The sequence below is a fragment of the Salicibibacter cibarius genome, assembly GCF_016495725.1.
Taxonomy (GTDB): domain Bacteria; phylum Bacillota; class Bacilli; order Bacillales; family Marinococcaceae; genus Salicibibacter; species Salicibibacter cibarius.
Genome location: NZ_CP054705.1, coordinates 2,441,084 through 2,464,282 on the forward strand (window position 1 = coordinate 2,441,084; position 23,199 = coordinate 2,464,282).

At 48.5% G+C, this 23,199-nt stretch carries 21 protein-coding genes; 3 read left to right on the top strand and 18 right to left on the bottom strand.

What is annotated here, in order from left to right; all coding sequences use genetic code 11:
- Positions 1–61: 61 nt before the first annotated feature.
- The 6 genes from recA to HUG15_RS12670 form a co-directional block, all read right to left on the bottom strand.
- Positions 62–1,111 (bottom strand): recombinase RecA, encoded by a 1,050-nt coding sequence (gene recA / locus HUG15_RS12645; protein ID WP_200123446.1) that lies wholly within the window; start codon positions 1,109–1,111, stop codon positions 62–64.
- 183 nt (positions 1,112–1,294) lie between these two features.
- Positions 1,295–2,908 carry a DEAD/DEAH box helicase gene (locus HUG15_RS12650; RefSeq protein WP_200123447.1) on the bottom strand — a complete coding sequence of 538 codons (1,614 nt, stop codon included), beginning with the start codon at positions 2,906–2,908 and terminating at the stop codon, positions 1,295–1,297.
- An 84-nt stretch (positions 2,909–2,992) separates the two neighbouring features.
- Positions 2,993–4,231 (bottom strand): competence/damage-inducible protein A, encoded by a 1,239-nt coding sequence (locus HUG15_RS12655; protein WP_200123448.1) that lies wholly within the window; start codon positions 4,229–4,231, stop codon positions 2,993–2,995.
- A gap of 22 nt (positions 4,232–4,253) precedes the next feature.
- Positions 4,254–4,832, bottom strand: coding sequence for a CDP-diacylglycerol--glycerol-3-phosphate 3-phosphatidyltransferase (gene pgsA / locus HUG15_RS12660; protein ID WP_200123449.1), 579 nt, complete (start codon positions 4,830–4,832; stop codon positions 4,254–4,256).
- Positions 4,833–5,036: 204 nt separating this feature from the next.
- Positions 5,037–5,921, bottom strand: coding sequence for a helix-turn-helix domain-containing protein (locus tag HUG15_RS12665; RefSeq protein ID WP_200123450.1), 885 nt, complete (start codon positions 5,919–5,921; stop codon positions 5,037–5,039).
- A 17-nt stretch (positions 5,922–5,938) separates the two neighbouring features.
- Positions 5,939–6,712, bottom strand: a complete 774-nt coding sequence (locus tag HUG15_RS12670; RefSeq protein ID WP_200084255.1) for a DUF3388 domain-containing protein — start codon at positions 6,710–6,712, stop codon at positions 5,939–5,941.
- Positions 6,713–6,973: 261 nt separating this feature from the next.
- Between HUG15_RS12670 and HUG15_RS12675 the strand changes: the two genes are divergently transcribed.
- Positions 6,974–8,446: a transposase gene (locus tag HUG15_RS12675; RefSeq protein WP_200123451.1), complete on the top strand. Its 1,473-nt coding sequence runs from the start codon at positions 6,974–6,976 to the stop codon at positions 8,444–8,446.
- Between the two features lie 349 nt (positions 8,447–8,795).
- On the opposite strand, the gene HUG15_RS12680 is transcribed toward HUG15_RS12675, so the two are convergent.
- The 7 genes from HUG15_RS12680 to HUG15_RS12710 form a co-directional block, all read right to left on the bottom strand.
- Positions 8,796–9,044: a DUF3243 domain-containing protein gene (locus HUG15_RS12680; protein ID WP_200123452.1), complete on the bottom strand. Its 249-nt coding sequence runs from the start codon at positions 9,042–9,044 to the stop codon at positions 8,796–8,798.
- A 331-nt stretch (positions 9,045–9,375) separates the two neighbouring features.
- Entirely contained in the window at positions 9,376–10,098 is a 723-nt protein-coding gene (gene ymfI / locus HUG15_RS12685) for an elongation factor P 5-aminopentanone reductase (RefSeq protein WP_200123453.1), read from the bottom strand.
- A complete protein-coding gene (gene yfmH, locus HUG15_RS12690) occupies positions 10,095–11,381 on the bottom strand; it encodes an EF-P 5-aminopentanol modification-associated protein YfmH (protein WP_200123454.1) in 1,287 nt (428 codons plus the stop codon). Before yfmH ends, ymfI begins: the two co-directional genes overlap by 4 nt.
- Positions 11,382–12,659 (bottom strand): EF-P 5-aminopentanol modification-associated protein YfmF, encoded by a 1,278-nt coding sequence (gene yfmF / locus HUG15_RS12695; protein WP_200123455.1) that lies wholly within the window; start codon positions 12,657–12,659, stop codon positions 11,382–11,384.
- Positions 12,660–12,693: 34 nt separating this feature from the next.
- Positions 12,694–15,024 (bottom strand): FtsK/SpoIIIE family DNA translocase, encoded by a 2,331-nt coding sequence (locus tag HUG15_RS12700; protein WP_246516333.1) that lies wholly within the window; start codon positions 15,022–15,024, stop codon positions 12,694–12,696.
- Between the two features lie 471 nt (positions 15,025–15,495).
- On the bottom strand, positions 15,496–15,705 hold the full coding sequence (locus tag HUG15_RS12705; RefSeq protein WP_200123457.1) for a YlzJ-like family protein: 210 nt from the start codon (positions 15,703–15,705) through the stop codon (positions 15,496–15,498).
- Positions 15,702–16,442, bottom strand: a complete 741-nt coding sequence (locus HUG15_RS12710) for a ClpP family protease (protein ID WP_200123458.1) — start codon at positions 16,440–16,442, stop codon at positions 15,702–15,704. The genes HUG15_RS12705 and HUG15_RS12710 overlap by 4 nt, the downstream gene beginning before the upstream one ends.
- 168 nt (positions 16,443–16,610) lie before the next feature.
- Here HUG15_RS12710 and HUG15_RS12715 point away from each other — a divergent pair, with 168 nt between their 5' ends.
- Entirely contained in the window at positions 16,611–16,820 is a 210-nt protein-coding gene (locus tag HUG15_RS12715; protein ID WP_200123459.1) for a hypothetical protein, read from the top strand.
- Positions 16,821–16,901: 81 nt separating this feature from the next.
- Positions 16,902–17,174 (top strand): hypothetical protein, encoded by a 273-nt coding sequence (locus HUG15_RS12720; RefSeq protein ID WP_200123460.1) that lies wholly within the window; start codon positions 16,902–16,904, stop codon positions 17,172–17,174.
- A gap of 56 nt (positions 17,175–17,230) precedes the next feature.
- Here HUG15_RS12720 and HUG15_RS12725 read toward each other — a convergent pair whose 3' ends face one another.
- From HUG15_RS12725 to dpsA, 5 genes are all read right to left on the bottom strand, one after another.
- Complete coding sequence (locus HUG15_RS12725) at positions 17,231–18,901, bottom strand: ribonuclease J (RefSeq protein ID WP_200123461.1); 1,671 nt, start codon at positions 18,899–18,901, stop codon at positions 17,231–17,233.
- A gap of 301 nt (positions 18,902–19,202) precedes the next feature.
- Positions 19,203–20,426: an aspartate kinase gene (dapG, locus tag HUG15_RS12730; RefSeq protein WP_200123462.1), complete on the bottom strand. Its 1,224-nt coding sequence runs from the start codon at positions 20,424–20,426 to the stop codon at positions 19,203–19,205.
- Positions 20,423–21,475 carry an aspartate-semialdehyde dehydrogenase gene (locus tag HUG15_RS12735; protein ID WP_200123463.1) on the bottom strand — a complete coding sequence of 351 codons (1,053 nt, stop codon included), beginning with the start codon at positions 21,473–21,475 and terminating at the stop codon, positions 20,423–20,425. The genes dapG and HUG15_RS12735 overlap by 4 nt, the downstream gene beginning before the upstream one ends.
- Positions 21,476–21,565: 90 nt before the next feature.
- On the bottom strand, positions 21,566–22,159 hold the full coding sequence (locus HUG15_RS12740) for a dipicolinate synthase subunit B (RefSeq protein ID WP_200123464.1): 594 nt from the start codon (positions 22,157–22,159) through the stop codon (positions 21,566–21,568).
- Between the two features lie 5 nt (positions 22,160–22,164).
- Positions 22,165–23,043, bottom strand: coding sequence for a dipicolinate synthase subunit DpsA (dpsA, locus tag HUG15_RS12745; protein ID WP_200123465.1), 879 nt, complete (start codon positions 23,041–23,043; stop codon positions 22,165–22,167).
- Positions 23,044–23,199: the final 156 nt, after the last annotated feature.

Genomic DNA, 23,199 nt, shown 5'->3' on the forward strand with positions numbered 1-23,199 from the left:
AGAAAGTTGAATTATACTTCTTACCTACCCAAAAAGCCGGCTATCCGAGCCGGCTTTTCAATCACGATCCTGATGAATCTTGTGTTTCTTCCTTTTCCTCCTGCTGCTGGTTCTGCTGCCCGCTATTTGGAAGCTCATGGTGGTCACGAATACGTGTTTCAATTTCGGACGCTACAGATGGGTGCTCTTGCAAATATTGCTTTGCATTTTCACGGCCTTGACCAAGCCTCTCGCCGTCATACGCGTACCAAGCGCCACTTTTTTGCACAATCTCCAATTCTGTCGCGATGTCCAACAACGAACCTTCCCGGGAGATGCCCTCCCCGTACATAATGTCAACTTCTGCTTGGCGAAACGGCGGAGCCACTTTGTTTTTCACGATCTTTAATCGTGTCTTGTTCCCGACTGTCTCATTTCCTTGTTTCAAAGCTTCAGCCCTGCGTACTTCCAAGCGTACTGAGGAATAAAACTTCAAGGCCCTTCCCCCGGGCGTTGTTTCGGGGCTTCCGAACATGACGCCTACCTTCTCGCGAATTTGATTGATAAAAATCGCCATCGCGTTCGACTTGCTAATGGCCCCCGACAGCTTTCTCAATGCCTGTGACATGAGGCGGGCCTGCAAACCGACATGTGCATCACCCATATCCCCTTCGATTTCCGCTTTTGGCACGAGGGCCGCCACGGAATCAACGACGATGATGTCAACAGCGCCGCTGCGGACGAGCGCCTCTGCAATTTCCAAGGCCTGTTCTCCCGTATCCGGTTGCGAGAGCAGGAGTTCATCGGTATCGACGCCAAGGGCGCGGGCATAAACAGGATCAAGGGCGTGTTCCGCGTCAATAAATGCCGCTTGTCCGCCTTCCCGTTGGGCTTCGGCAATGGCGTGCAAAGCAACGGTTGTTTTCCCGGAAGATTCCGGACCGTATATTTCAATGACCCGTCCACGCGGATACCCGCCAACACCGAGCGCGATATCAAGGGCTAATGTCCCGCTTGAAACCGTGGACACACGGCGTTCCGTGTCGTCCCCCAACTTCATGATGGAACCTTTGCCGAATTGTTTTTCAATGCTTCGCAAGGCTTGGTCAAGCGCTGCTTTTCTTTCACTCATGGCAATACTCCTTTATAGGCATAAATTTAATCATTGCATTATTTCCCGATAGGCATAAGAACCAATCGTTTCCCCTGCACCTATCATACCGTGTTTTTCATCATTTGCCAAGGATTATACGAACATTTATTCTGAAACTGTTCCGATGAAAAAGGCCCCTCCGTGGAGGAGCCCGATGTGTTTTTAGTTAGAAACGGAAGGATTCGATGTTTGCCGCCCTTGGCGTTTCGGCTTTGGTTTTGCCGGCTCCAAATTCACGCGCGCACCGTGAACACGGGAGTGGCGCAATCCTTCATAAACAAAGGGAGCCACGTCTTCCGGAACTTCCACGAACGTAAATTTTTCGAAAAGGTCGATGCGTCCGATCGACTGTTTTGAAATCCCGACTGCATCGGCAATTTCATCCACGAGTATTTTCGGGGTTAAGCTCACATTGCGGCCCACGTTCATAAAGAAACGGACCATGCCTTTTGCCGCACCGGTATCACCAAAATAATACCCTTCTTCAGAAATATTATTTTCCGTTTGATAATTCATTTTCAACAACGCATCGATGACTTCCTGCGGTTGATACTGCTCGAGCAGTTCCCGGGTTAATTCATCAAAGATCGATGTCTCTTCGCTATGTTCAATGACACCGGTGATTTGCTGTCGCCACGAGTCTTGCTGTTTCTCCACGACTTCTTCCAGCGTCGGGATATCCCGTGTCGGCAAGGACATCTTTATTTCTTTTTCAATCGAGCGTAAATGCTTCATTTCCCTCGGAGTGACGAGCGTCAGGGCCTGGCCGCTCTTGCCGGCTCGTCCGGTCCGCCCGATGCGATGGACATAGGATTCCGGGTCTTGCGGGATATCATAGTTGATCACGTGGGTGACGTTTTGGACATCCAGTCCGCGGGCAGCAACATCTGTCGCGACGAGATACTCAATCGTGCTTTCCCGAAACCTTTTCATGACCGCATCCCGCTGGGATTGGTTCAAATCACCGTGAAGCCCGTCTGCAAAATAACCCCGTGCCTGCAAGGACTCCGATAATTCCGCAACGCCTTTTTTCGTGCGACAGAAAACGATTGCAAGCTCCGGGTTGTAACGATCAATCACACGGCAAAGCGACTCGAGTTTGTTCCTTTCAAGCACTTTAAAATAAATCTGTTCGATCGAGGGAGCCGTAACATCGCTTTTGCTAATGGACACCGTCTCAGGTTGCTTCATATAGCGACGGGAAAGCTTTCGGATCGGGTCAGGCATCGTTGCTGAAAAAAGCATCGTCTGCCGGTCCTCATTCGTTTGTTTCAAAATCGATTCAATATCATCGATGAAACCCATATCAAGCATTTCATCCGCTTCATCCAAGACGAGCGTTTTCACACGGTCAAGCTTTAACGTTTTTCTCCGCAAATGGTCTTGAACGCGCCCGGGGGTTCCGATAACGACTTGGACCCCGCGTTTAAGCGCCTTGATTTGATGACCGATCGATTGCCCGCCATAGACCGGCAACGTTGTGACATGCAGATGGGTGGACAGCTTTTGCAATTCCCCGGCCACTTGAATGGCAAGCTCCCGGGTTGGCGTTAAAACGAGCGCCTGGACGTGGGAGGAGGCGTTTAGTTTTGTAAGCAGAGGAATCCCGAAGGCTGCCGTCTTCCCGGTACCGGTTTGCGCTTGTCCAATCACATCTTTGTCGTTTAGTGCTTTCGGTATCGCTTGTTCCTGGATCGGAGAGGGCTCCTCAAAGCCAATCTCCTTAATTGCTTTTTTTACTTCCGGTTTAATATGTTCACTTTCAAATACATTCATATTCTTCATCACCTTCTTCTATCAAATAAGAAAAACCTCGGCGCCGCAGCAGAAGGCGGGTTATAACGGGTTTTATCCCAATTCTCACCTCTCACTTCCCACATCCAGCATGGCGGCACAAGCTTCTTTTACCGCCCTGCGTCGTATCGATGCGCGGTCCCCGCGTAAACGTCGCTTATAGACATGCGTTTTATCCGGATATGCAACGCCAATATAGACCGTACCCGGCGGATGGCCCTCCTGGGTGCCCGGACCGGCAACACCTGTCAGCGAGACCCCTATATCTGTCCCGTATTCGCTTCTCACGCCTGCTGCCATCTCTTCGGCACATGCTTCGCTTACAGCGCCATGTTGCTCAAGCGTCGCTTTCGTCACATGAAGCTGCTTTTCTTTTGCCTCGTTGCTATACGTAACGGCACCACCGGCATAAACATCAGACGCTCCCGGAACATCGGTGAGCGATGCCCCGAATAATCCTCCGCTTAAACTTTCGGCAACGGCCAACGTCCACCCTTTTGACCGTAAATGATCAAGAGCGCGTGAAAATAACGTGTCTTCATTATACCCATATAAAAAAGATCCGCAACGTTCACAGACGGCGCCTTCCAACTCATCAAGCTTTTTTTTTGCCTCTGTCGGGTCGGTCGTCTTTACCGTCAAACGCAACGTGACTTCATCTTGACCCGCGAGCGGCGCAATCGTCGGGTTTGTTTGCTGTGTGATTAAATCATGAACACGCGCTTCCAGCGCCGACTCGCCAATCCCGTAAAATTTAAGTACCCGCGACAACAATAAATCCCGTGATTCATTCATGGCATCAAGAAAGGGGCTGACCTCTTCTTCAACCATCGTTTTTAACTCGTGTGGTGGCCCCGGCAACAGAAAAAACCACGTGTCTGTATGTTTATAAGCCATGCCGCAAGCGAGCCCTGCGCTATTTTGAAACACGTGCGCCCCTTCCGTATGAAGAGCTTGGCGACGGTTCGCATCATTTACGGGTTGGTTTCTCGATTGAAAAAAAGCTTCCACTTTGTCGAGCGCCTGCTGATCATAGACGAGGTTGAGGCCGTATTCCTCCGCGAGTGCGTTTCTCGTCACATCATCCTCCGTAGGCCCGAGCCCCCCGGTAAGAATAACGATGTCATTGTCGTTCGCGGCCATCCGTATCGCTTGCCGAATGCGTGGCAAATTGTCTCCAACGACCGTATGTTTGTATATATTCACCCCGTGTCCCATGAGTTGCTTTGAAAGATACTGTCCGTTTGTATTCGCTATTTGCCCAAGAAGTAGTTCGGTGCCTACGGCAATGATCTCCGCGTTCATGGATGGATCTCCTTCCAGTCATCTAAGCGTCGTTGAACACATGTTTATTTTTTAAAAAGTAATCGATGCCGGAAATTACCGTTAAAAAGAGGGCGATCCATATCAATATCGCCGCGATCGGCAACCCGAATGCATCAAAAGGTGCGTTGTGAACCATTAGGAAAAAAATTGCGAGCATTTGAAAAAGCGTCTTCCCCTTTCCGAGCGGGCTGGCCGCAATGACCTTGCCTCCGGACGCTGCCACAAGCCTCATCCCGGTGACGGCAAATTCCCGGCTAAGAATGATCACTGCCATCCAAGCCGGCAAGAAGCCAACCTCGATAAGAGATAATAAAGCCGCTGTCACGAGCAGCTTATCAGCTAACGGGTCTAAAAATTTTCCGAAATTGCTGATGAGATTACGGCTGCGGGCGATATAGCCATCGAGCCAATCCGTCCCAGCGGCAACGGCGAAAACAATCCCGGCAACCGCGTGGTTCACAGGCACTTGTGTCCCAAAGACATCTAAGGGAGGACCCCATTGAAAAGGGTAAAGGAAGATCAACATAAATATCGGGATGAATCCGATACGGATGATCGTAATCTGGTTTGGCAGGTTCACGTAACGGTTCCTCCTACAGGAACACCCTTTTATTTTAACAAAAATCATAACAAAGAAAAATGCCAATGTCCGTGCACTTGTCTGGATTTCAGATGTCGGATGCCGGATGCCGGAAGTCAGATGAAAGTTACTTCTTCGATATTATGCCTCGGACCTCTGGCTTCTGAAATCTGTCCTCCGGTAAGCCGGGGGTGTTCTCAAAGCTTAATTCTCTTTTTCGATGGTAATGCGCTGAAAATCTCTTTCTCCGGGATCTAATTCATATTCCAACTCTTCGCCGTTCACATAAATCGTGAGCGCGGGTGTGTAGCCAGCATTGATGGTGATCGCGTCGTGTTCACTAAAATCAAAGTCTTGTTCTGTTGCCTCGGAGGGGGCAGCGGCTGTTTCTACGATCGAACCGTCGTCCGTCGGGTCTTCGCGAAAATCAACATAGCTGTCCGTTTCTTCATCAAACTCAAGCGTGATTTCCAATGAATCACTGTCGATCGTGTAGATCGAATTAAATCCATCTACTTCCCCAAAGGAAAGTTGTCCATTTTCACTTTCTCCGTTATTTCCGTTTTCCCCGTTTTCTTCATTCTCCTCGTTATCCTCATTTTCTTCATTGCCGTTCGTTTCTTCTTCTGCCGTTTCATCCACGATATCTACTTCCCCGTTTTCTTCTTCCTCATCGGATGCAATGTCACCACCACCGTCAATGTTGGAGAGCCATATAACAGCGACGATCGCGACGAGGAAAAAAACGACCAGAACGGAAGGAAGGACCGTGTTCTTTTTTTTCCCTTCCTGGGATGATCGTTTTGTTTTCGAATGTTCGGTTCTGGTTGGAAGATCCACCGACTCCTTTCTCGGTTTCGGCAAATCATGCTCAAACTCCGCAAACACTTCTTCAGGTTCGAGCTCCAATGCTTCTGCATAACTCTTGATAAATGCCCGTGCATAGAAAGCACCGGGCAAATCGTCATACCGTCCTTCTTCTATGGACAATAAGTAGCGCTTTTGAATTTTCGTCCGCGTTTGGACTTCATCAAGCCCCCACCCTTTTTCTTCACGTTTTTCTTTTAAAAATTGCCCTAATTCAGCCATGCTAAACACCTACCAAGTTAGCTAATATCAAAAGAAGAAAAACCCGATTCCACCATTTCATACGTAATTTTTTCATTTTCATCATTACGGAGTTCAATGATGCAATCGAAATCTTTTAATGTATATGCCGTCTCACGCACAAAAATATCCGGATGCTCCACAACTTTTACAGCAGATAAGGCCATAATCTCATCAACGAGGGAGCGATGCTTTTCCGGGGCGCGCATGGTCGTAACGATCCCGTCAATGATATAGACGAGGTCTTCACTAAATTCATCGTCAGGAAGCGTACTTCTGATCGTCTGCCTTAGCATCGTCGAAGAAATAAATGACCAGTGCTTGTTGGCAGAAACACTCGCGGCCACGATTGATTCTGTCTTTCCGACTCTCGGCATCCCCCGGACACCCACGAGATAATGCCGCTTCTCTTTAAACAACTCCGCCAAAAAGTCGACCAACAGTCCAAGTTCATCCCGAACAAATCGATAGGTTTTTTTGTCGCCCAAGTCTCTTTCGATATAACGGCCATGCATCACGGCTAGCCGGTCCCGAAGTCTTGGCACCCGAAATTTTTTAAGCGAAATTGCATCCATCGTTTGCAATATATCTCGTAAACGCGTCACATGATCATCGCTGGCACTGCGAATTAACATGCCGCGCCGATCATTTTCGATCCCGTTAATCGACACGATATTTATCGATAACATTCCAAGTAACGAGGAAATATCCCCCAGTAAGCCGGGACGGTTCTGCCGAATCTGATATTCAAAATACCACTCTTTCTTTTCCATCCCGTTCCTCCTTCTTCATTACATAGGCTCTCGGAATTCACCGAGGCTTGTGTGACAAGGGTTTCTTTGTCACACCTGATTGGCTTTCCTCCCTCTGTCGGGAGGGATTTTTTTATTTTCGCCTGATCTGAAACTGGAAATTAATGCCCTGAAATTTATTGTATTTTTAGATCAAAAAGCACTTGACATTTCGGAACCACCCTCATAATCGCCGGTGAAGGGAACGTTTTTTCCCTTACTACGATCATTGGGGGCTTTCATTTGAAACCGACGGTTATCCCGCATGCGGCTTACCAACATTTTGTCATGGAACAACTCCACGCCCGTTATGGACGCGCAATCTTGTTCGTGAACGCCGATTGGCCTTTAGTCTTAAAATGCTGGCAGACTGATCTGTCCGGCGTCACCACCCAACTACGGACTACCTATTCGAACCGTGGACCTGAACCACGCGATCCAGCCTCGATGCTACGCTCGTATCTCGTCTACTTGTTTACGAATCCAGAAAAAGGGCTGACGGAATGGGTGAATATCATGCAACGAACGCCTATTTATGCCATCCTCAGTGGGTTTTCGCCGGATGATATCCCCGGACTCGGAACGTTCTATGACTTCTTCCGACGGTTGTGGCCGGTAGCGGACAAAAACATCAAACCCAACAAACAACCCAAGAAGAAGAAAAAGCAAAAGCCCAAGAACAAGAAGGGGGAGAAAGCCCCTATGAAACCGGGAAAAGTCCAGCGTTTAGTCACGTGGGTGTTACGGTCCATCGACGTCCACGTGGAGCTACCTGGCGATCGGCTCTTCCATTTCTTCGAGACGAACATTCTGAGTGTTTCCAAAGAGCTAGGCTTGCTCGGCGATGCCGACCATCTTAGTATTGCCGGTGACGGAACACCCCTTGTCACCCAAGCCTATCGCCGAAGCAAAGCCACATGTGATTGTCGTGCCCGTGGTATAACTGGATGCAACCATCATCGCTACTATTCCCAGCCCGACTGTGACCCGGGATGGGATAGCTCCCGAGAGCGCTACTTTAACGGCTATCACCTCTACATGTTCACCGCCGCCGATAGCCCTCACGATTTGCCTGTGTATCCGCGACTGCAGCCAGCTTCCCGGCATGACGCCGTCAGCCTGGTCGCTAGCTCGGTTGAGTTCCAGCAACGTTTCACCCTGGGCACGACCCGCCGGATGATTCTTGACGCTGCTCATGATGCTCAGGCAATCTACGAACTCTTGATTCACCAAGAGATCGAGCCTTTTATCGATTTGAATACTCGAAGCAAAACGAACATAGAAACGGGCAGTGATATTGAGATCTCTCCAGAAGGCATTCCTATCTGTCCGAAAGGGACCAAGATGAAGCCCAATGGCTATGACAAAGCCAGGCATCGGCGTAAGTGGCGCTGTCCACCCGATTGCGGATGTTCGGATGCCAAGTACGGTCGCACTTATTACACACGCACCCAAGATGACCCTCGCTTGTTTCCCAACACCCCGCGGGATTCCAAAGCATGGGAGCTGATTTATAACACGCGCACATCCAGTGAGCGCACGAACAAACGTGAGAAGGTCGATTATCATTTGGAATCAGGCCGGCATCAATCAACAATGATGTGGTATATGCGCATCTATGGCATTATGATCTGCCAACATCTCGACGCTTGGTACGTTAGCCAAAAAGAGGAGTGGGATCTACTTAAGAAAGACATCTGTCCAGCCGCTGCCTAAATTTTTTAAAAATACCCTGATCGCACCTTAGTCAAGTGTGCCCTTTTCTGAAAGTGGTTTTCATTTCCATTTATTCCAGTTCAGATTTTGACGCTACCCCCTTTTTTGGCTTACGAATTCCGAGAGGCTATTTACCATTTTTTTAAATTATAACGTAGTCGCTTCATTTTAGCACTTGTTGTCATTTTACGTTATTTCTTAGCATTTGAACAGGGTTAGGGCATTTCTTTTTGTGAACGGATAGGAAAAGAACGATAGATCCTGGCGATTTTCAATGTGCTCCATAAGAATAAGCACCCCCAGACACAGTAAGACGTGTCGAGGATGCTCCTAGGTGTGCCATGTAACGTTATTTTTCTTGTACCAACTTCACCATCACATTCGCGATCGCGTGTTGCTCTTTTTCATCAGCAACGTGCCACAAATCAGACAAAACGCGTTCTTGTTCGTTTTTCGGGTCTACGTTGTTCGCCAAGTAATCGCCAACTTGGAAAGCCACATCGGAAATTGCATTGTTTGTCATGCCGTCATTTTCGGCATTTCCCAAGCTATCACCCAAAAACGATTTCCACTGTTCCCAATTGTCCAGTACGGACATGGATCGTTCCCTCCTTATCAGACAAACTTCGTTTTACGTTCATAGTTTGACATCTAGAATCAGAAAATATACACCGATTCTCGAGGGAACAAACAATACGGACATTTACTTGGAAAAGAAAATAGTCGCACCGCTTCATGGTGACTGAAAAGACTCGGAATTTATGATTTCGGGCTTCATGGCCGTCTCTTGGCGACCGAAACGATTCGGAGCTTATGGTTTCGGGCTTCATGAACGTCTCTTGGCGACCGAAATGAACCGGGGCCCCTGTTTTCAGGCTTCATGACCGCTTCATGGTGACATTAGGCGCTTCCTTCCTCCCAATTCGGTTTTAACCGCCCCAGGCCCCGTTCACGGAAAGAATATGCCCATTGATATAACTTGCTTCCGGGCTTAGCAAATACGAACAAGCGCCTGCCACTTCTTCAGGGGTTCCGAAACGTCCGGCAGGGATGGCAGCTTGCAATTCCGCTTTCTCTTCGCTGCTAAACGCATTCATCATTTTCGTATCCACCACTCCCGGCGCCACCCCGTTAACAGTGACGTTGGACGGCGCTACTTCTTTGGAGAGGGCGCGGACGAATTGATTCAGCCCACCCTTTGCCGCGGAATATGCTACTTCAAGCGCTGCCCCCACATCGCCCCAAATGGAGGAAATGGCGACGACGCGGCCGTATTTTCGGCTAATCATAGAGGGCAGAAAATGTTTAACGATGCGCATCGGGGCCGTTACATTCAGCGTAAATAAATCAACCAACTCCCGGTCATCCATGTCTGTAAATAGTCCGTAGTAAGCTTGGCCGTTTACGAGAACAAGGTGGTCAACCGGGTCATGCACACTTGCGAAAAGAACGGCGATGCCTTCATCGGCTTGCAAGTTCGCGCACACTAAATGGGCGCTTGCCCCTTGTTTTTCACAGTATGCACGCACTTTCTCTGCCTCTTTCTCCCCTTGATGGTAGTGCAGATACAGATGTTGCCCGGGAGCAGCGAGCGCCTTTGCAACGGCGGCGCCAATGCCTCCGCTGCTTCCCGTAATCAATGTGGTCGTCATGAACCGGAGCCTTCCACTTTCACGACAGAACTTCTTTCGGAGCGGAAGTGCCGATGCAAAATGTTTTCCAAGTCATCGATGCTCATTTTTTCCAGGGTTGGCACAACTTCAAAAAGGGCATCCCCGTTCATCTCATAGCGAGTGAATTGCGTCGCGATGAACTCGGGGCTGTTCAATTGTTTTAGGAACGTCCCGATTTTCCGTTTTTTGGCGAGCTGCACTTCTTCTTCCCGTAAGCCCTGTTGTTTATAGGCGTCTACCGTTTCTTCCAACAAGGAAACGAGCCGATCGGGATCTTTCGTATCGCCTCCGATGGCGGAAAACCCAAACGAACGCTCCATCGTGAAATCAGCGGAAAAACTATTGTCAATTATGCCTTCTTTATACAATTTTTCATAGGTGCTCGATCCAAGGCCGAACATCACATCCAAGAGAAGTTGCACTCCTAATTCATACGCGAGCCCGGAAAGCGGATATTCCTCGTTGGGCTCTTTAAACCCAAGCAAACATTTCGGCGTTTGCACGTTCATCTCTATTGATTTTTCCCGCTCGAAACTTTCCTCAGGCTCAGATCCATACGTGCGCGCGAGCGTATCCGCTTCCGGAAATGATTTCTTTTCCTGATTGGCTTTGACGAGTTGAAGGGTTTCCTCGGGATCCACAGGGCCGACAACGAACAAAACCATATTGGAAGGATGGTAAAAGGTTTGATAGCACGTATAGAGCAAATCTTTCGTAATGTCATCGATGGACTCTACTGTTCCGGCAATATCGATACGCACCGGATTATTTTTATAAAGCGCGCCGATCAGCCCAAAAAATAAGCGCCAGTCGGCGTCGTCGTTATACATGTTTATTTCCTGGCCGATGATCCCTTTTTCTTTCTCTACCGTTTCCTCGGTAAAATACGGGGTCTGCACAAAGTCCAACAACGTTTCCACATTTTCCTCTACCTTACTCGTGCTAGAAAATAAATAGGCGGTTCTCGTGAAACTGGTGAACGCATTTGTCTGAGCTCCGCGCTTGCTGAACGTGTCAAACGCGTCACCATCTTCATCTTCAAAAAGTTTATGTTCGAGAAAATGGGCGATGCCATCCGGGACGTGCATCATCTGATCACTGTTTATTGGAGTAAACGCTTGGTCGATGGAACCGTAATCGGTCGTGAAAATAGAAAACGTCTTATTGTGGTCGGGTTTTGGCAATACGTACACTTTTAATCCATTGCTCAACGTTTCCATATAGATCGTTTCATCGATTTGCTCGTAATGCTGTTTTTCCATTTAAGCTGTCCCCTCCTCGCCGGTCAACAAGTAGACCGTGTCCAGTTGAATCGTTTTGGCCACGGAAATGACGGTTTCCATATCTACGGTATCGATTTCCCGGAGACGATCGTCCACTGTTCTGTTTGCGCCACTAAGCACATTTTGATAATTCATTTCGATTGCCCCGCGGGCACTGTCCACTTGTTCCAAGATTTGATTTTTAAGCATTTGCTTCGTCGTCGTTAACTCTTCCTCGGTTATTTCCCCGCGCTGCATGGCTTCCAGCTGCTCTTTCATAATCCGGACGGCCTTTTCGTATTGATCGGGCGCAATGCCGGCCATGGCAAAAAGAATCCCTTTATAAGGTTCGTAACGGGAAGCCGCGTAATAAGCGAGGCTTTCTTTTTCCCGGACGTTCACGAACAATTTGGAGTGCGGATAGGCACCCAGTATTCCGTTTGTCACGAGAACGGCCGTGTATTCGCTTGATCCGACTGTGTAAGGGACTCTGAAACCGAGATGTAATTTTGCCTGTTGGATGAATTGTTTTTCCACCACTTCATTCACCTGTGCCGGTGCGTCTTGAATCGTTGGCGTTGTTTCGACAGGGTCCCCCGCTGCAACGTTCTGCCCCGTGGAATGAATGGCGTCGGTAATTTCTTCTTTCGTCCCCGGTCCTGTCACAAACAAATCAAATTGATCACTCTGAAGCATGCGTTCATAAGCCTTTTGGAGCTCCTGATCGGTAATCGCTCCCACTTCTTCGGCGGAACCGAAAGGGTGGAGGCCAAACGGCTCATTCGCGCACATCTCTTCCAGCATACGGATATTCGCATAGCGTGTTTTATCATCTGCAATGTTTCGAATCCGTTGCATGAGCGCCTGCTTTTCTTCTTGAATAATTGCTTCACTAAAGCCGTCTTCCGAGCGGTATGACTTTTGAATGACCGACAACAAAAACGCCAACGCTTTGGGAAGAAGGGGGGATTCGTTTTGTAAATACCGTTCGCTTGCCACCTCCATCACGAAGGTAAGCACGTGGTTTTCCCCTTTTTTTCCTACATCTGCATAGAACGTTGCGCCATATAAATCATCCAGAAAATAACGGATTTTCCTACGGCTTGGGAATGCTTCGGTTCCTGCTTGCAGCACATGCGCGAGAAGCGTGCGCGCAGCTGCCGTCTCGGCCTCCAATGGAGCCTTCACGTGCAGAACGATCGTCGTCGTTTTGAATGTGTCGCTCGGTTGCCAATGAACACGCAAGCCACCGGCATTGAATTGTTCTGCCTCTGCCATTCTATCACCTTTTCTTTAGCCTTAAACGAATGACTTATTTCACATTCGTTAAATCTTCGTTGTCGGGCGGCTGATATAAAACTTCCCGAGGTTTTTTCCCTTCGTACGGCCCAACGACCCCTTGCGCTTCCATCTCGTCAACGAGTCGGGCGGCTCTTGTGTATCCGATGCGAAAACGGCGTTGCAACATGGATACGGACGCGGAATTCATTTGGACGACGAGAGCGACGGCATCGTAATAAAGTTCATCTTCCGGTTCGGCACTTGTTTCCGGCACTTCTTCCGGCATCATCTCTTCCTGATACGCGGCCTTTTGTTGTTCGACAACGTCATTTACGATCGCTTCAACCTCATTATCCGATATGAATGCCCCTTGGATCCGCGTCGATTTGTTTGCACCAACCGGCATGAATAACATATCCCCGCGCCCGAGCAATTTCTCAGCCCCGGCCGCATCTAAAATCGTACGGGAATCTGTTTGGCTGGAAACGCCAAAAGCAATGCGCGATGGGATATTTGCCTTGATTACGCCGGTAATGACATCAACCGACGGACGCTGGGTAGCAATGATCATATGAATGCCCGCTGCTCTTGCCATCTGTGCCAAACGAGTAATCGCGTCTTCTACGTCGCCGGAAGCCACCATCATCAAATCTGCCAATTCGTCGACGATCACGACGATATAAGGTAACTTTTGTTGCTCTTCTTCCTCCCCTTCATTTTGCTTCCGGATCATGTCATTATACGCCTCAATATTTCGAGCGCCACTATGGGAAAAAAGATCATAACGGCGCTCCATTTCCGCGACGACTTTTTTCAATGCCTGTGCTGCTTTTTTCGGCTCGGTAACGACCGGCGTTAACAAATGGGGGATGCCGTTATACACGTTCAACTCCACCATTTTCGGGTCGATCATCATTAGTTTGACTTCGTGGGGCTTCGCTTTCATGAGTATGCTAGTGACAATCCCGTTGATGCAAACACTCTTCCCGCTTCCTGTCGCTCCGGCAACGAGCATATGCGGCATTTTATGAAGGTCGGCCGTCATCGGTTCCCCGGAAATGTCCCGGCCTAAAGCGACGGATAACACATGGGAATTTTGCGCTTTATCCGATTCCAGCACTTCACGCAAGGTAACCATCGAAATATCCTGATTGGGGACTTCTATTCCGACAGCGGCCTTTCCCGGAATCGGCGCTTCAATTCGTATGTCTTTTGCCGCCAGAGCCAAAGCAATGTCATCGGTGAGGCTGACAATTTTGCTCACCTTGACGCCGGTCGCCGGTTGTACTTCGTATTTTGTGACCGCGGGTCCCAAATGGACCTCGTTCACCTGTGCTTGCACTCCGAAACTTTGCAATGTATCTTCCAGTTTTTTCGCATTTGAAGAGACATGGCTGCGGTCATTCGTCTGTTTGTTTTGAACGGGCGCGCTCAATAACTTCAAAGCCGGCAACCGATAATCTTCGTTGGTCGTTCCCGAGGTTAACAGCGGAGCCGTTTCGCTGTCTTCCGTTTTCTTTTCTGCCGACGGCTTTTTCTGTACGTTTGCCGATTTCGTCGGCGTTTCCCGAGTCGCCTGTTCCTGGAAATTATGAATGACCGGGCGATCGTCCTTATTTTCATTGGATTTTTGTGCCCCGCTAGGTTGCGTAGCTTCTTTTCCTGATGCCGTTTGTGTTTTTGCTTCATTAGCGGTTACCTGGGATTTTGCGGCTTTCCCGCTTCCCGATTGGCGGCTTGTACGAAAGTTCCGGATGGATCCGGCAAGCGGGGCGGCAGCAGCTTTTATACGTCCATAGACCCACGTTCCGCTTTCTTTTAATGACTTGCCGCTTAACAAAATAAATCCGATCACGACGAGCAATATAGCGATCACTTGAGTGCCGGGCACATCAACTAAAAATGTTCCTGCCGCGTACCCTACCGCCCCGATCATCCCCCCGCCGAGATCATCGGCTTGTCCGGTCAAATCCATCGTGTAAAGCCGAAATGTGTTCATAATAACCGAACCATCCTGAAAAGGGCCACTGCTTGCCAAATTTTCGAAGAGGCCTAAATGGCTGTAAAGCAGAATGGTGAACATAATCGTATAAACGCCCGCCAAGCGACGGGACCAAAAGCTCACAAAGGCGCGCCGGAAAATAAGCGTAAGGGCAAACGCGTATAAAACGACAGTTAAAAAATGATGCCATTCTCCGGTAAAAAAACGAAAAAGCTGAATGATAATCGTGCCTACCGGACCATAAGTAAACGTGGCGATCACGGCGAGAGCGAGGAGAATCAATCCCGATACTTCAAATTTCAGTTGGCTCGTCCATTCCTGCTGTTTCTTTCTTCTGCGTTTTTTCTTTTTGGCCGCCAAACTATCCCCTCCTTCCTGAACTCCCTTCATGGTATCGTATGTATTTTTAAATTGATGTCACTTCTTGCGCTCAATGGCAACACTTGCCTATTATAACATAGATCCGAAACATTCTTCACGGCTTTTTCATTCTAGAGCTTTTTGCGACACCCCATGGAAAGGTGAAAAGGATGTTGAGCCTATCGTTTTTTGTTGCATCTGCGGACCATTTGGCGCTCGGGATACAGTATGAGTTCACTAAACCCTTTCTTGAGGACTCATTTGGGACCCGGGCAACACATAGGGTCCTCAAAACCGAACCCCTATGACTATTCTGATACTAAGCATTGGTATTCACTTTTCATGCCTGAGTGCTTTTTATGTTTTAAAGTCATGTTTCGATAAAAGGACAGACGCACGGGCTTAAACGATTTTATTATTTTGATTATTCCGTCTTTATTTTGTGAGGTTGGAATTTCCAACCCTGTACCTCTATTCTTCGCTATCCCATCTGCTGCCCGGTTGGTACTCATCTTGTAAATAGTCATTTGGATCCGGGCTTACCAAACGTTGAACAATCCAAGTTCCCTCTTCATTCTTCTGCAATACAACCGTGCCGGATGGAGTGTCTTTATATTTCACTTCCGTGTCGTTTTTTTCTGCCATCACATCTTCGAGAGGGAGGTGTGTGTAGATGGTCATTGTAGCATCTCTCCTTGTTCCGCTTCTTTTTCGCGGATAAGTTCATTCAGTTTGCGAATGGCCGGCCCCACACCCCCGGGGGAATGGATCAATCCATGATCGACGGCATCTTTGCCGATCACATTCGTACCGATATCTCTGGAAAGGTTTCCTTTGGCAAACATTAATTCCCGAAACTTATCATCATCCACATTAGAATGAGTCGTTACAAACTGAATGATGCGTTCCTGCATTTCCTCGATATATTCAAATGTTTGCGGCACACCGACGACCATTCCGTTTAAACGGATGGGATGGATGGTCATGGTTGCTGTTTCGGCAATAAAGGAGTAATCACCCGCGACCGCGATGGGAACACCGATGGAATGCCCGCCACCGAGCACGATTGTTACCGAAGGCTTATCCATGCTCGCCACCATCTCCGCGATCGCCAAACCTGCTTCCACGTCACCGCCGACGGTATTTAGCACGAGCAAAAGTCCCTTGATGTTTGGATTTTGCTCAATCGCAACCAACTGGGGAATAATATGCTCGTACTTCGTCGTTTTGTTTTGCGGCGGCAATTGCATATGCCCCTCAATTTGTCCGATTACCGTGATCACATGAACATCCGAGTTGGCTTTTGGAACGTTCGTTTGCCCTAGCGCCTGAATTTTGTCCACGAGCCCTTGCGCAGTTTCATCGGACTGTTTATTCGGTTGCTCGTTCGGTTGGTTTGGTTCTTGTTGTTCTGCCATATTTCCTGCCTCCTTATGCCTTTTTATTATTGGAGAGTATTTGCTTATTCATGCATAAGGCCTGAAATTGGATCGCATACATTTTCCAAAACCTAGGGACGCTCATCCAGACAAAGAAATGCTACATTCATATCATGTCTGTATATTCAATAGAAGGAGGGGATTCGAATGTGTTGCCATCATAGAGGAAGCAACGAGCATAATCATGGGAAAAACAACCACGATAATAAAAACCGCAATCACCTTGATAACGATAATATCCTAAAAGATAAGAACTACAATGTTAGCCATTCAGAAGTTAAAGGCAGCGGGAACGCTTATGTAAATGTAAACGTGGATTCGGAGGCTGACGAGGGAAAACACGGGAAAAGATGTTAATCGCGGGAACAAGAGAGAGGTATGCGAGGTGCTATTGTTTTAGCACCTCTGTATCTTTCTCGATCAAGGGGGGGATAAATCGTGTATAGACGAAGTGACGTTATCCCACAGGTGGAGTCCAATTCGTTGGTGAACGACAGCGGAAACTCGGATGTTGATGTAACGGTTAACGTTGAGACAACCGCCCTCGCTTATGCGCTTGCCTGCTTTTATTATGCCGACGGCCGATTGGATAAAAAACAATACGAAACGATGCTTGGGGAAATGGACCGCCAATTTGAAAAACGAGGACTTAGGACATCACGACCTGCCGAAGATACGACTCCTCACCCCAGGCCATTTTGGCTTCTATAAATAAAGCTTGCTCCTTCATGGGAGCAAGCTTTTCTCCGATTCGAAGTGGCTTCTATTCACACTTCCATTATAATCGGCAAAATCATCGGCCTCCGTTTCGTTTTATCAAAAAGATAACGGCTGAGAACGTCGCGAATATTGCTTTTCAGGGATGACCACTCGTTTACGTTGTCATCCATACACTCGCGTAACGTTTCGGCCACCTTTTGTTTGGCTTCATCCAGCAACTCTTCGGATTCACGAACATAAACGAATCCGCGGGAAATGATGTCAGGACCCGAAACGAAAGCATTGGTTTTTTTATTCAATGTGACTACGACAACAAGAATGCCATCCTTGGATAACAAACGCCGGTCTCTCAATACGATATTTCCCACATCGCCGATGCCGAGTCCGTCGACGAGTACATTTCCGGCTTGGACTTTCGTGCTTTTCGTCGCATTTTTTTCTTCAAGCTGCAACACTTCTCCGTTTTGCAGCAAATGGATTCGTTCGGGATGGACACCGGCCGTCTTCGCCAAATTCCCGTGGGCGATTTGCATTCGGTATTCCCCTTGAATCGGGATAAAATGGCGCGGTTTCATGAGATTGAGCATGAGCATAAGTTCTTCCTGGCTGGCATGTCCGGATACATTCACATTTTTATCGGAGTGAACGACTTCGGCTCCGACTCTGTAAAGAAAATCCACGACTCTTCCAATTGATTTTTCCTTTCCCGGGGTCGGGCTTGCCGAAATCACGACGGTATCCTTCGGCATAATCGAAAGCTGACGGTCGGTTCCTTTCGCCATGCGATGCAACCCGGAGGTAGGCTCTCCTTGGCTACCCGAGGAAAGGATCGCGATATTTTCCCCGTTGTGTTTGGACAATTCATCGACGTTGACCATCAATTGTTTGGGGACTCGCAAATAACCGAGCCGCTTGGAAATTTGGATGTTTTTCTTCATCGACTCACCGACCACCGCAACTTTTCGGTTCGTTTCCATGGCTGCATCAATGACTTGTTGGATGCGGTAAATATTCGATGCATACGTACTGACGATCACTCGACCCGGCGCTTCTCGAAACACGGCCTTGATTCCCGGCTCCGTTGCTTTTTCCGAAGGCGTTGAACCGGGGATTTCCGCGTTTGTGCTATCGGACAGTAAACAAAGGACGCCTTTTTTTCCATACTGTGTCATTTTACCGATGTCGGCAAATTTGTGATCTGCAGGGGTCTGGTCAAATTTAAAATCACCGGTGTACACGACATACCCTTGCGGCGTTTCAATGGCAACACCGACACAATCGGGAATGCTGTGGCTCACCCTGAAAAATTCAGCTTTCACATTCCCGATTTTCACTTTATCGCCCGAAGAAACCGTTTTTAAATCCGTCTTCTTTAGCAAATGCTGGGCTTTCAGCTCCCCTTCAATAAGGCCGAGGGTTAGTTTTGTTCCGTATACGGGCACTTGGAGTTTTCGTAAAACATAAGGCAAAGCGCCGCAATGATCTTCGTGCCCGTGGGAGAGTATAATTCCTTTCACACGATCACTATTTTGGACGAGATAGGATATATCGGCAATAACAACGTCGACGCCGAGCATATCATCTTCCGGGATCATTTGACCCGCGTCCAAAACGATGATTTCGTCGTTCACTTCCACTACATACATATTTTTGCCTGTTTCACCTAGTCCGCCCAAGGCAAAAACACGTACTTTATTTGTCTCTTCTTGCTTCGGCAATATCAGTTCCTCCTAATTAATATGTTGACCATCGTTGTCCGTCAAAACGATGTGCTTGCTTGGTTACTCATTCTGGATGCCGGATATGGGGGGAAGTAGCTCCGTTTATTCTTCCCACTTATTCTCCGCGTTCACAGCTTGATGTACCCGAACGAATGAACTGCTAGTTAGTATACCTTAATTGCCGACATCAAGACAAGCGGAATGACTGTGTTTTTTTACATAAGCTTGAACGAAATTAAAAAAGAAGAGGCATTAAAAACCTCTTCTCCCGCGACGTTTCCTATTCGAAAGTTATCGTTCACTGGCTTTCGGCTAAGTTGAACACGCCATGTAGCGCGTTAATGGCCCCGTTCATCTCTTCTTCACGGACGAGCACCCAAATGGTCGTATGGGAATCCGTTGCTTGCAGGATATCAATCCCCGCTTCATAAAGCGCGCTCGTAATCCGCGACACGACTCCGGGAACGCCGGTCATTCCGGCTCCGACCGCTGAAACCTTGGCACATCCTTGCAATAACCTAGCGGGATAGTTCAGCGCATGAAGCTTTTGTTCCACGCGTTTGCTTTTTTCATCCGGAACGGTAAATACCACCGATGTTGGATCAATATTGATAAAATCGACACTAATCCCTTCCGCTGCCATGCGCGCAAAGATCGTCGAAGCCGCCTGCATATCCTCCTGCCGCTTTGGCACAATCACTTGCGTAATCCCGCGCACATACGTAATACCGGTTATGAGGCTTTCCCTAATATCGCTGCCCGGGGCATGTGTATGAGCAGAAGAAACGAGCGTCCCGCCATTGGAATCGGAAGCGAGTGAGCGAATACGAATCGGGACTTTTGCGTGCATGGCGATTTCCACGGCTCTTGGATGGATCACCTTCGCTCCTTGATGAGCCAAATTGGAGACTTCCGTATACGTCAACGTCTTCATTGGCCGCGCATCCCCTACGATTCTCGGATCAGCGGTCATAATGCCGTCAACGTCGGTGAAAATATCCACGGATTCTGCCTGCAAAGCTGCACCGAGCGCAGTTGCGGAAGTGTCGCTCCCGCCACGCCCCAACGTTGTCGTTTCCCCGCTTGCCGATTCTCCCTGAAAACCGGCAACGACAACGACATCCACCTCTTCCAAACGCTTGAGCAAATGACGTGTATCCATTTCTGTTATACGGGCGCTTCCAAAGTCTTCTGTCGTGCGAAATCCGGCCTGTTTGCCAGTAAGTGCCGAGGCCTTCAAGCCCTCGGAAATCAAAAGGTTCGTAAAGACTACAGAGGAAATCACTTCGCCGGTAGACTGCAACATGTCACGTTCGCGTTTTGGCAACGCTTTGTCTCCTTCGGATATTAAGTTTAGCAACGTATCCGTGGCATAGGGGTCATTCATGCGACCCATTGCGGAGACGACCACGACGACTTTGTACCCGGACTGCACCGCGCTTTTGGCGTGGCCGGCAGCTTTTTGGCGCAACGTTTCCGATTGGACGGATGTTCCGCCATATTTTTGCACCGTAATTCTCATAGGCCGATAATTCCTAATTTGACGAGACTTTCCGCAATCTGCACCGAGTTGTACGCTGCTCCTTTTAACAAGTTATCGGAAACGACCCAAAGGTGATAGCCATTTTCCGCATCAAGATCTTGGCGCACACGTCCGACAAAAACATCCGGAAGCCCCTTTGCTTCGGTGGCAAGCGGGTACGTCTGCGTGGCCGGGTCATCTTGCAAGGTGATCCCCGCGCCTTCCGCGAGCACCCCTTGCACATCTTTTGCCGTCGCGCCACCCTTTTCCGTTTCCACATACACGGATTCCGAGTGGCCGGTTTCCACAGGCAAACGCACACACGTTGCCGATACGGCGAGAGACGAGTCGCGGAGAATTTTTTTCGTCTCGTTGACCATTTTCATTTCTTCAAACGTATACCCGTTATCTTGGAAAACATCGATTTGAGGAAGCGCGTTAAACGCGATTTGATAATGCTTTTTATCTTTGGAAACCGGAAGCAACTCCGGGGAAATGTCTTCCTCATTTAAAATTTGCTGTGTTTGCTCATACATTTCATCGACAGCGCCTAATCCTGCGCCTGAAACGGCTTGATAGGTGGAGACAATGACTTTTTTCAAGCCATAAGCTTTTTTGATCGGCTCAAGTGCCACGACCATTTGGATCGTGGAACAGTTTGGATTGGCGATAATGCCTTGGTGCTTGTGAAGATCGTCCTCGTTCACTTCAGGGACGACGAGCGGCACTTCTTCATCCTGGCGATAAGCGCTCGTATTGTCGATCACGACCGCTCCCCGTTTCACTGCCTCCGGTGCCAATTTTTTCGAAACGGCCCCCCCGGCGGAAAAAAGCGCGATGTCTACCCCTTCGAATTGTTCGGGGGTGGCTTCTTCAACCGTAAGCGTTTCTCCGTTGAATTCAATTTTCTTCCCGGCTGAACGCGGGGATGATAACAGTTTCAGCGAGCGAATCGGAAATGATTTGTCGACGAGCGTTTTCAACATCTGTTGCCCAACTGCTCCCGTTGCTCCAACCAGAGCTACGTTAAATGTTTGATTTTTCGTCATTCTTTAGGTACCTCCTCGGTCGATTGCTACATTTAATCCTCTTTTCTTAAAATAAAAGAATATCGGCATTTTGGCAACAGCTGTGAGCGATTAATCATTGAACTTTTCTATGAAAAGCGGTTGATATTGTTCACCACGTATCGCTGCTTCAATGGTTTGCGGTATATCTTCCATTCTCGCCACCAGAGAAGTCGGTTTTTTATACGGGTTATCCTGGCCGAGCGGAACAAAGTACACATGATGCATTTGCAGCAATGTTGCCAAATTACTGGCATTTAACCCAAGCGCATCGTTTGTGGAAATGGCCAAAACGACAGGGGAACTGTTTCTCAATGTTGCTTTCGCCGCCATTAATACCGGGGAGTCGGTTTGCGCGTTGGCAAACTTGCTCATGGAACTTCCGGTCATGGGCGCGATTAACATGGCATCAAGCGGCGTCTTCGGACCGTAGGGTTCTGCTTTCGGGATGGAGTTCACCACTTCACGGCCGGCCGCCTTTTCGATCGAATCCAACCAATGATTCGGCGTACCAAATTTTGTCTCCGTTGTTTGCACCGTATGACTGACAAAAGGAATTACTTCCGCTCCTTCGTCTTTCAGGCCATTGATCATCGGGATCACTTCTTCCAACGTGCAATGGGACCCTGTCAAGCCAAATCCGATCCGTTTATCGTCGAGCATCATTTTTATCATCCTTTCTTATTATTCTCCGATTTCAATATTGCCAACGTCACGATGGCGAGGATCTCTCCAGCCGTTTCAGGAGCCACTTTTCCCGGCAAACCCGGCGCTTCTTGCGCTTGTAACCCGAGTTGGCCGGCAGTTTCCATATCAATGCCTCCGGGACGACTTGCGATGTCAAGGATATAGCAACTTTCCTTCACATAAGGCAATGTATCTTTTGCAAGCACGGGCGCAGGGATGGTATTGATGCAAATATCGGCACAAGCAAGTTCCGCATGCATCATGCATAGGCTTTTCACGCGATGGCCTGCCTGGTAGGCCCTTGCCTTTTCCTTATCATCATCCGTCACGACGGTTACTTTTGCTCCAACGGATTGAAAAAGATCGGCAATCGTCACGCCACAACGGCCAAAACCGAGGTTAACCACAGTTGCGTTGTGAATGGTGGCCGATGTGTGCTGCATCGCCAGCATCAATGCCCCTTCCGCTGTCGGAACGGAATTGTAGACAGCGACATCGTCCCTTTCCATCCAACAGACGAGGTTTTCACCCAAATTATTTAAGAATTCCGTCCTGATGCCGGTGAAAATAATGCAGTTTTTTGGTTTTTTTGCAAGCATTTCGCGTGTGACGATAAGCGGTTCCGGTGCATATTGCGCCTCTACCTCTCCGTCCGTGTTCACACCACTGACGGGGAAAAGGATGGCGCTTAATTGCCCCCAATGAATGTCTGATAATGTATGGACAGTAACATTGGCATCCGCGAAGGAAAGCTGGTCAAATCCGACCACCGAAATATGGTCAACGCTTTTTTTTAGTCGATGCACGAGTTCAACTTGGCGACGATCTCCTCCGATGACTGCAACATGTTCGATGATCTCCACCTCCTTTTGACCACTGCCCTATAGATTATGAGCAGGTGCACAGTTCCGTGAGGTTTTTCATCATTTCACCAACGGCTTATCAGAGGAAGTACATTTCGTGGAATTGCCCTTACGATATTGCGAAAATACGTGCTTTCCGGAAAAAAGGTGTAACTT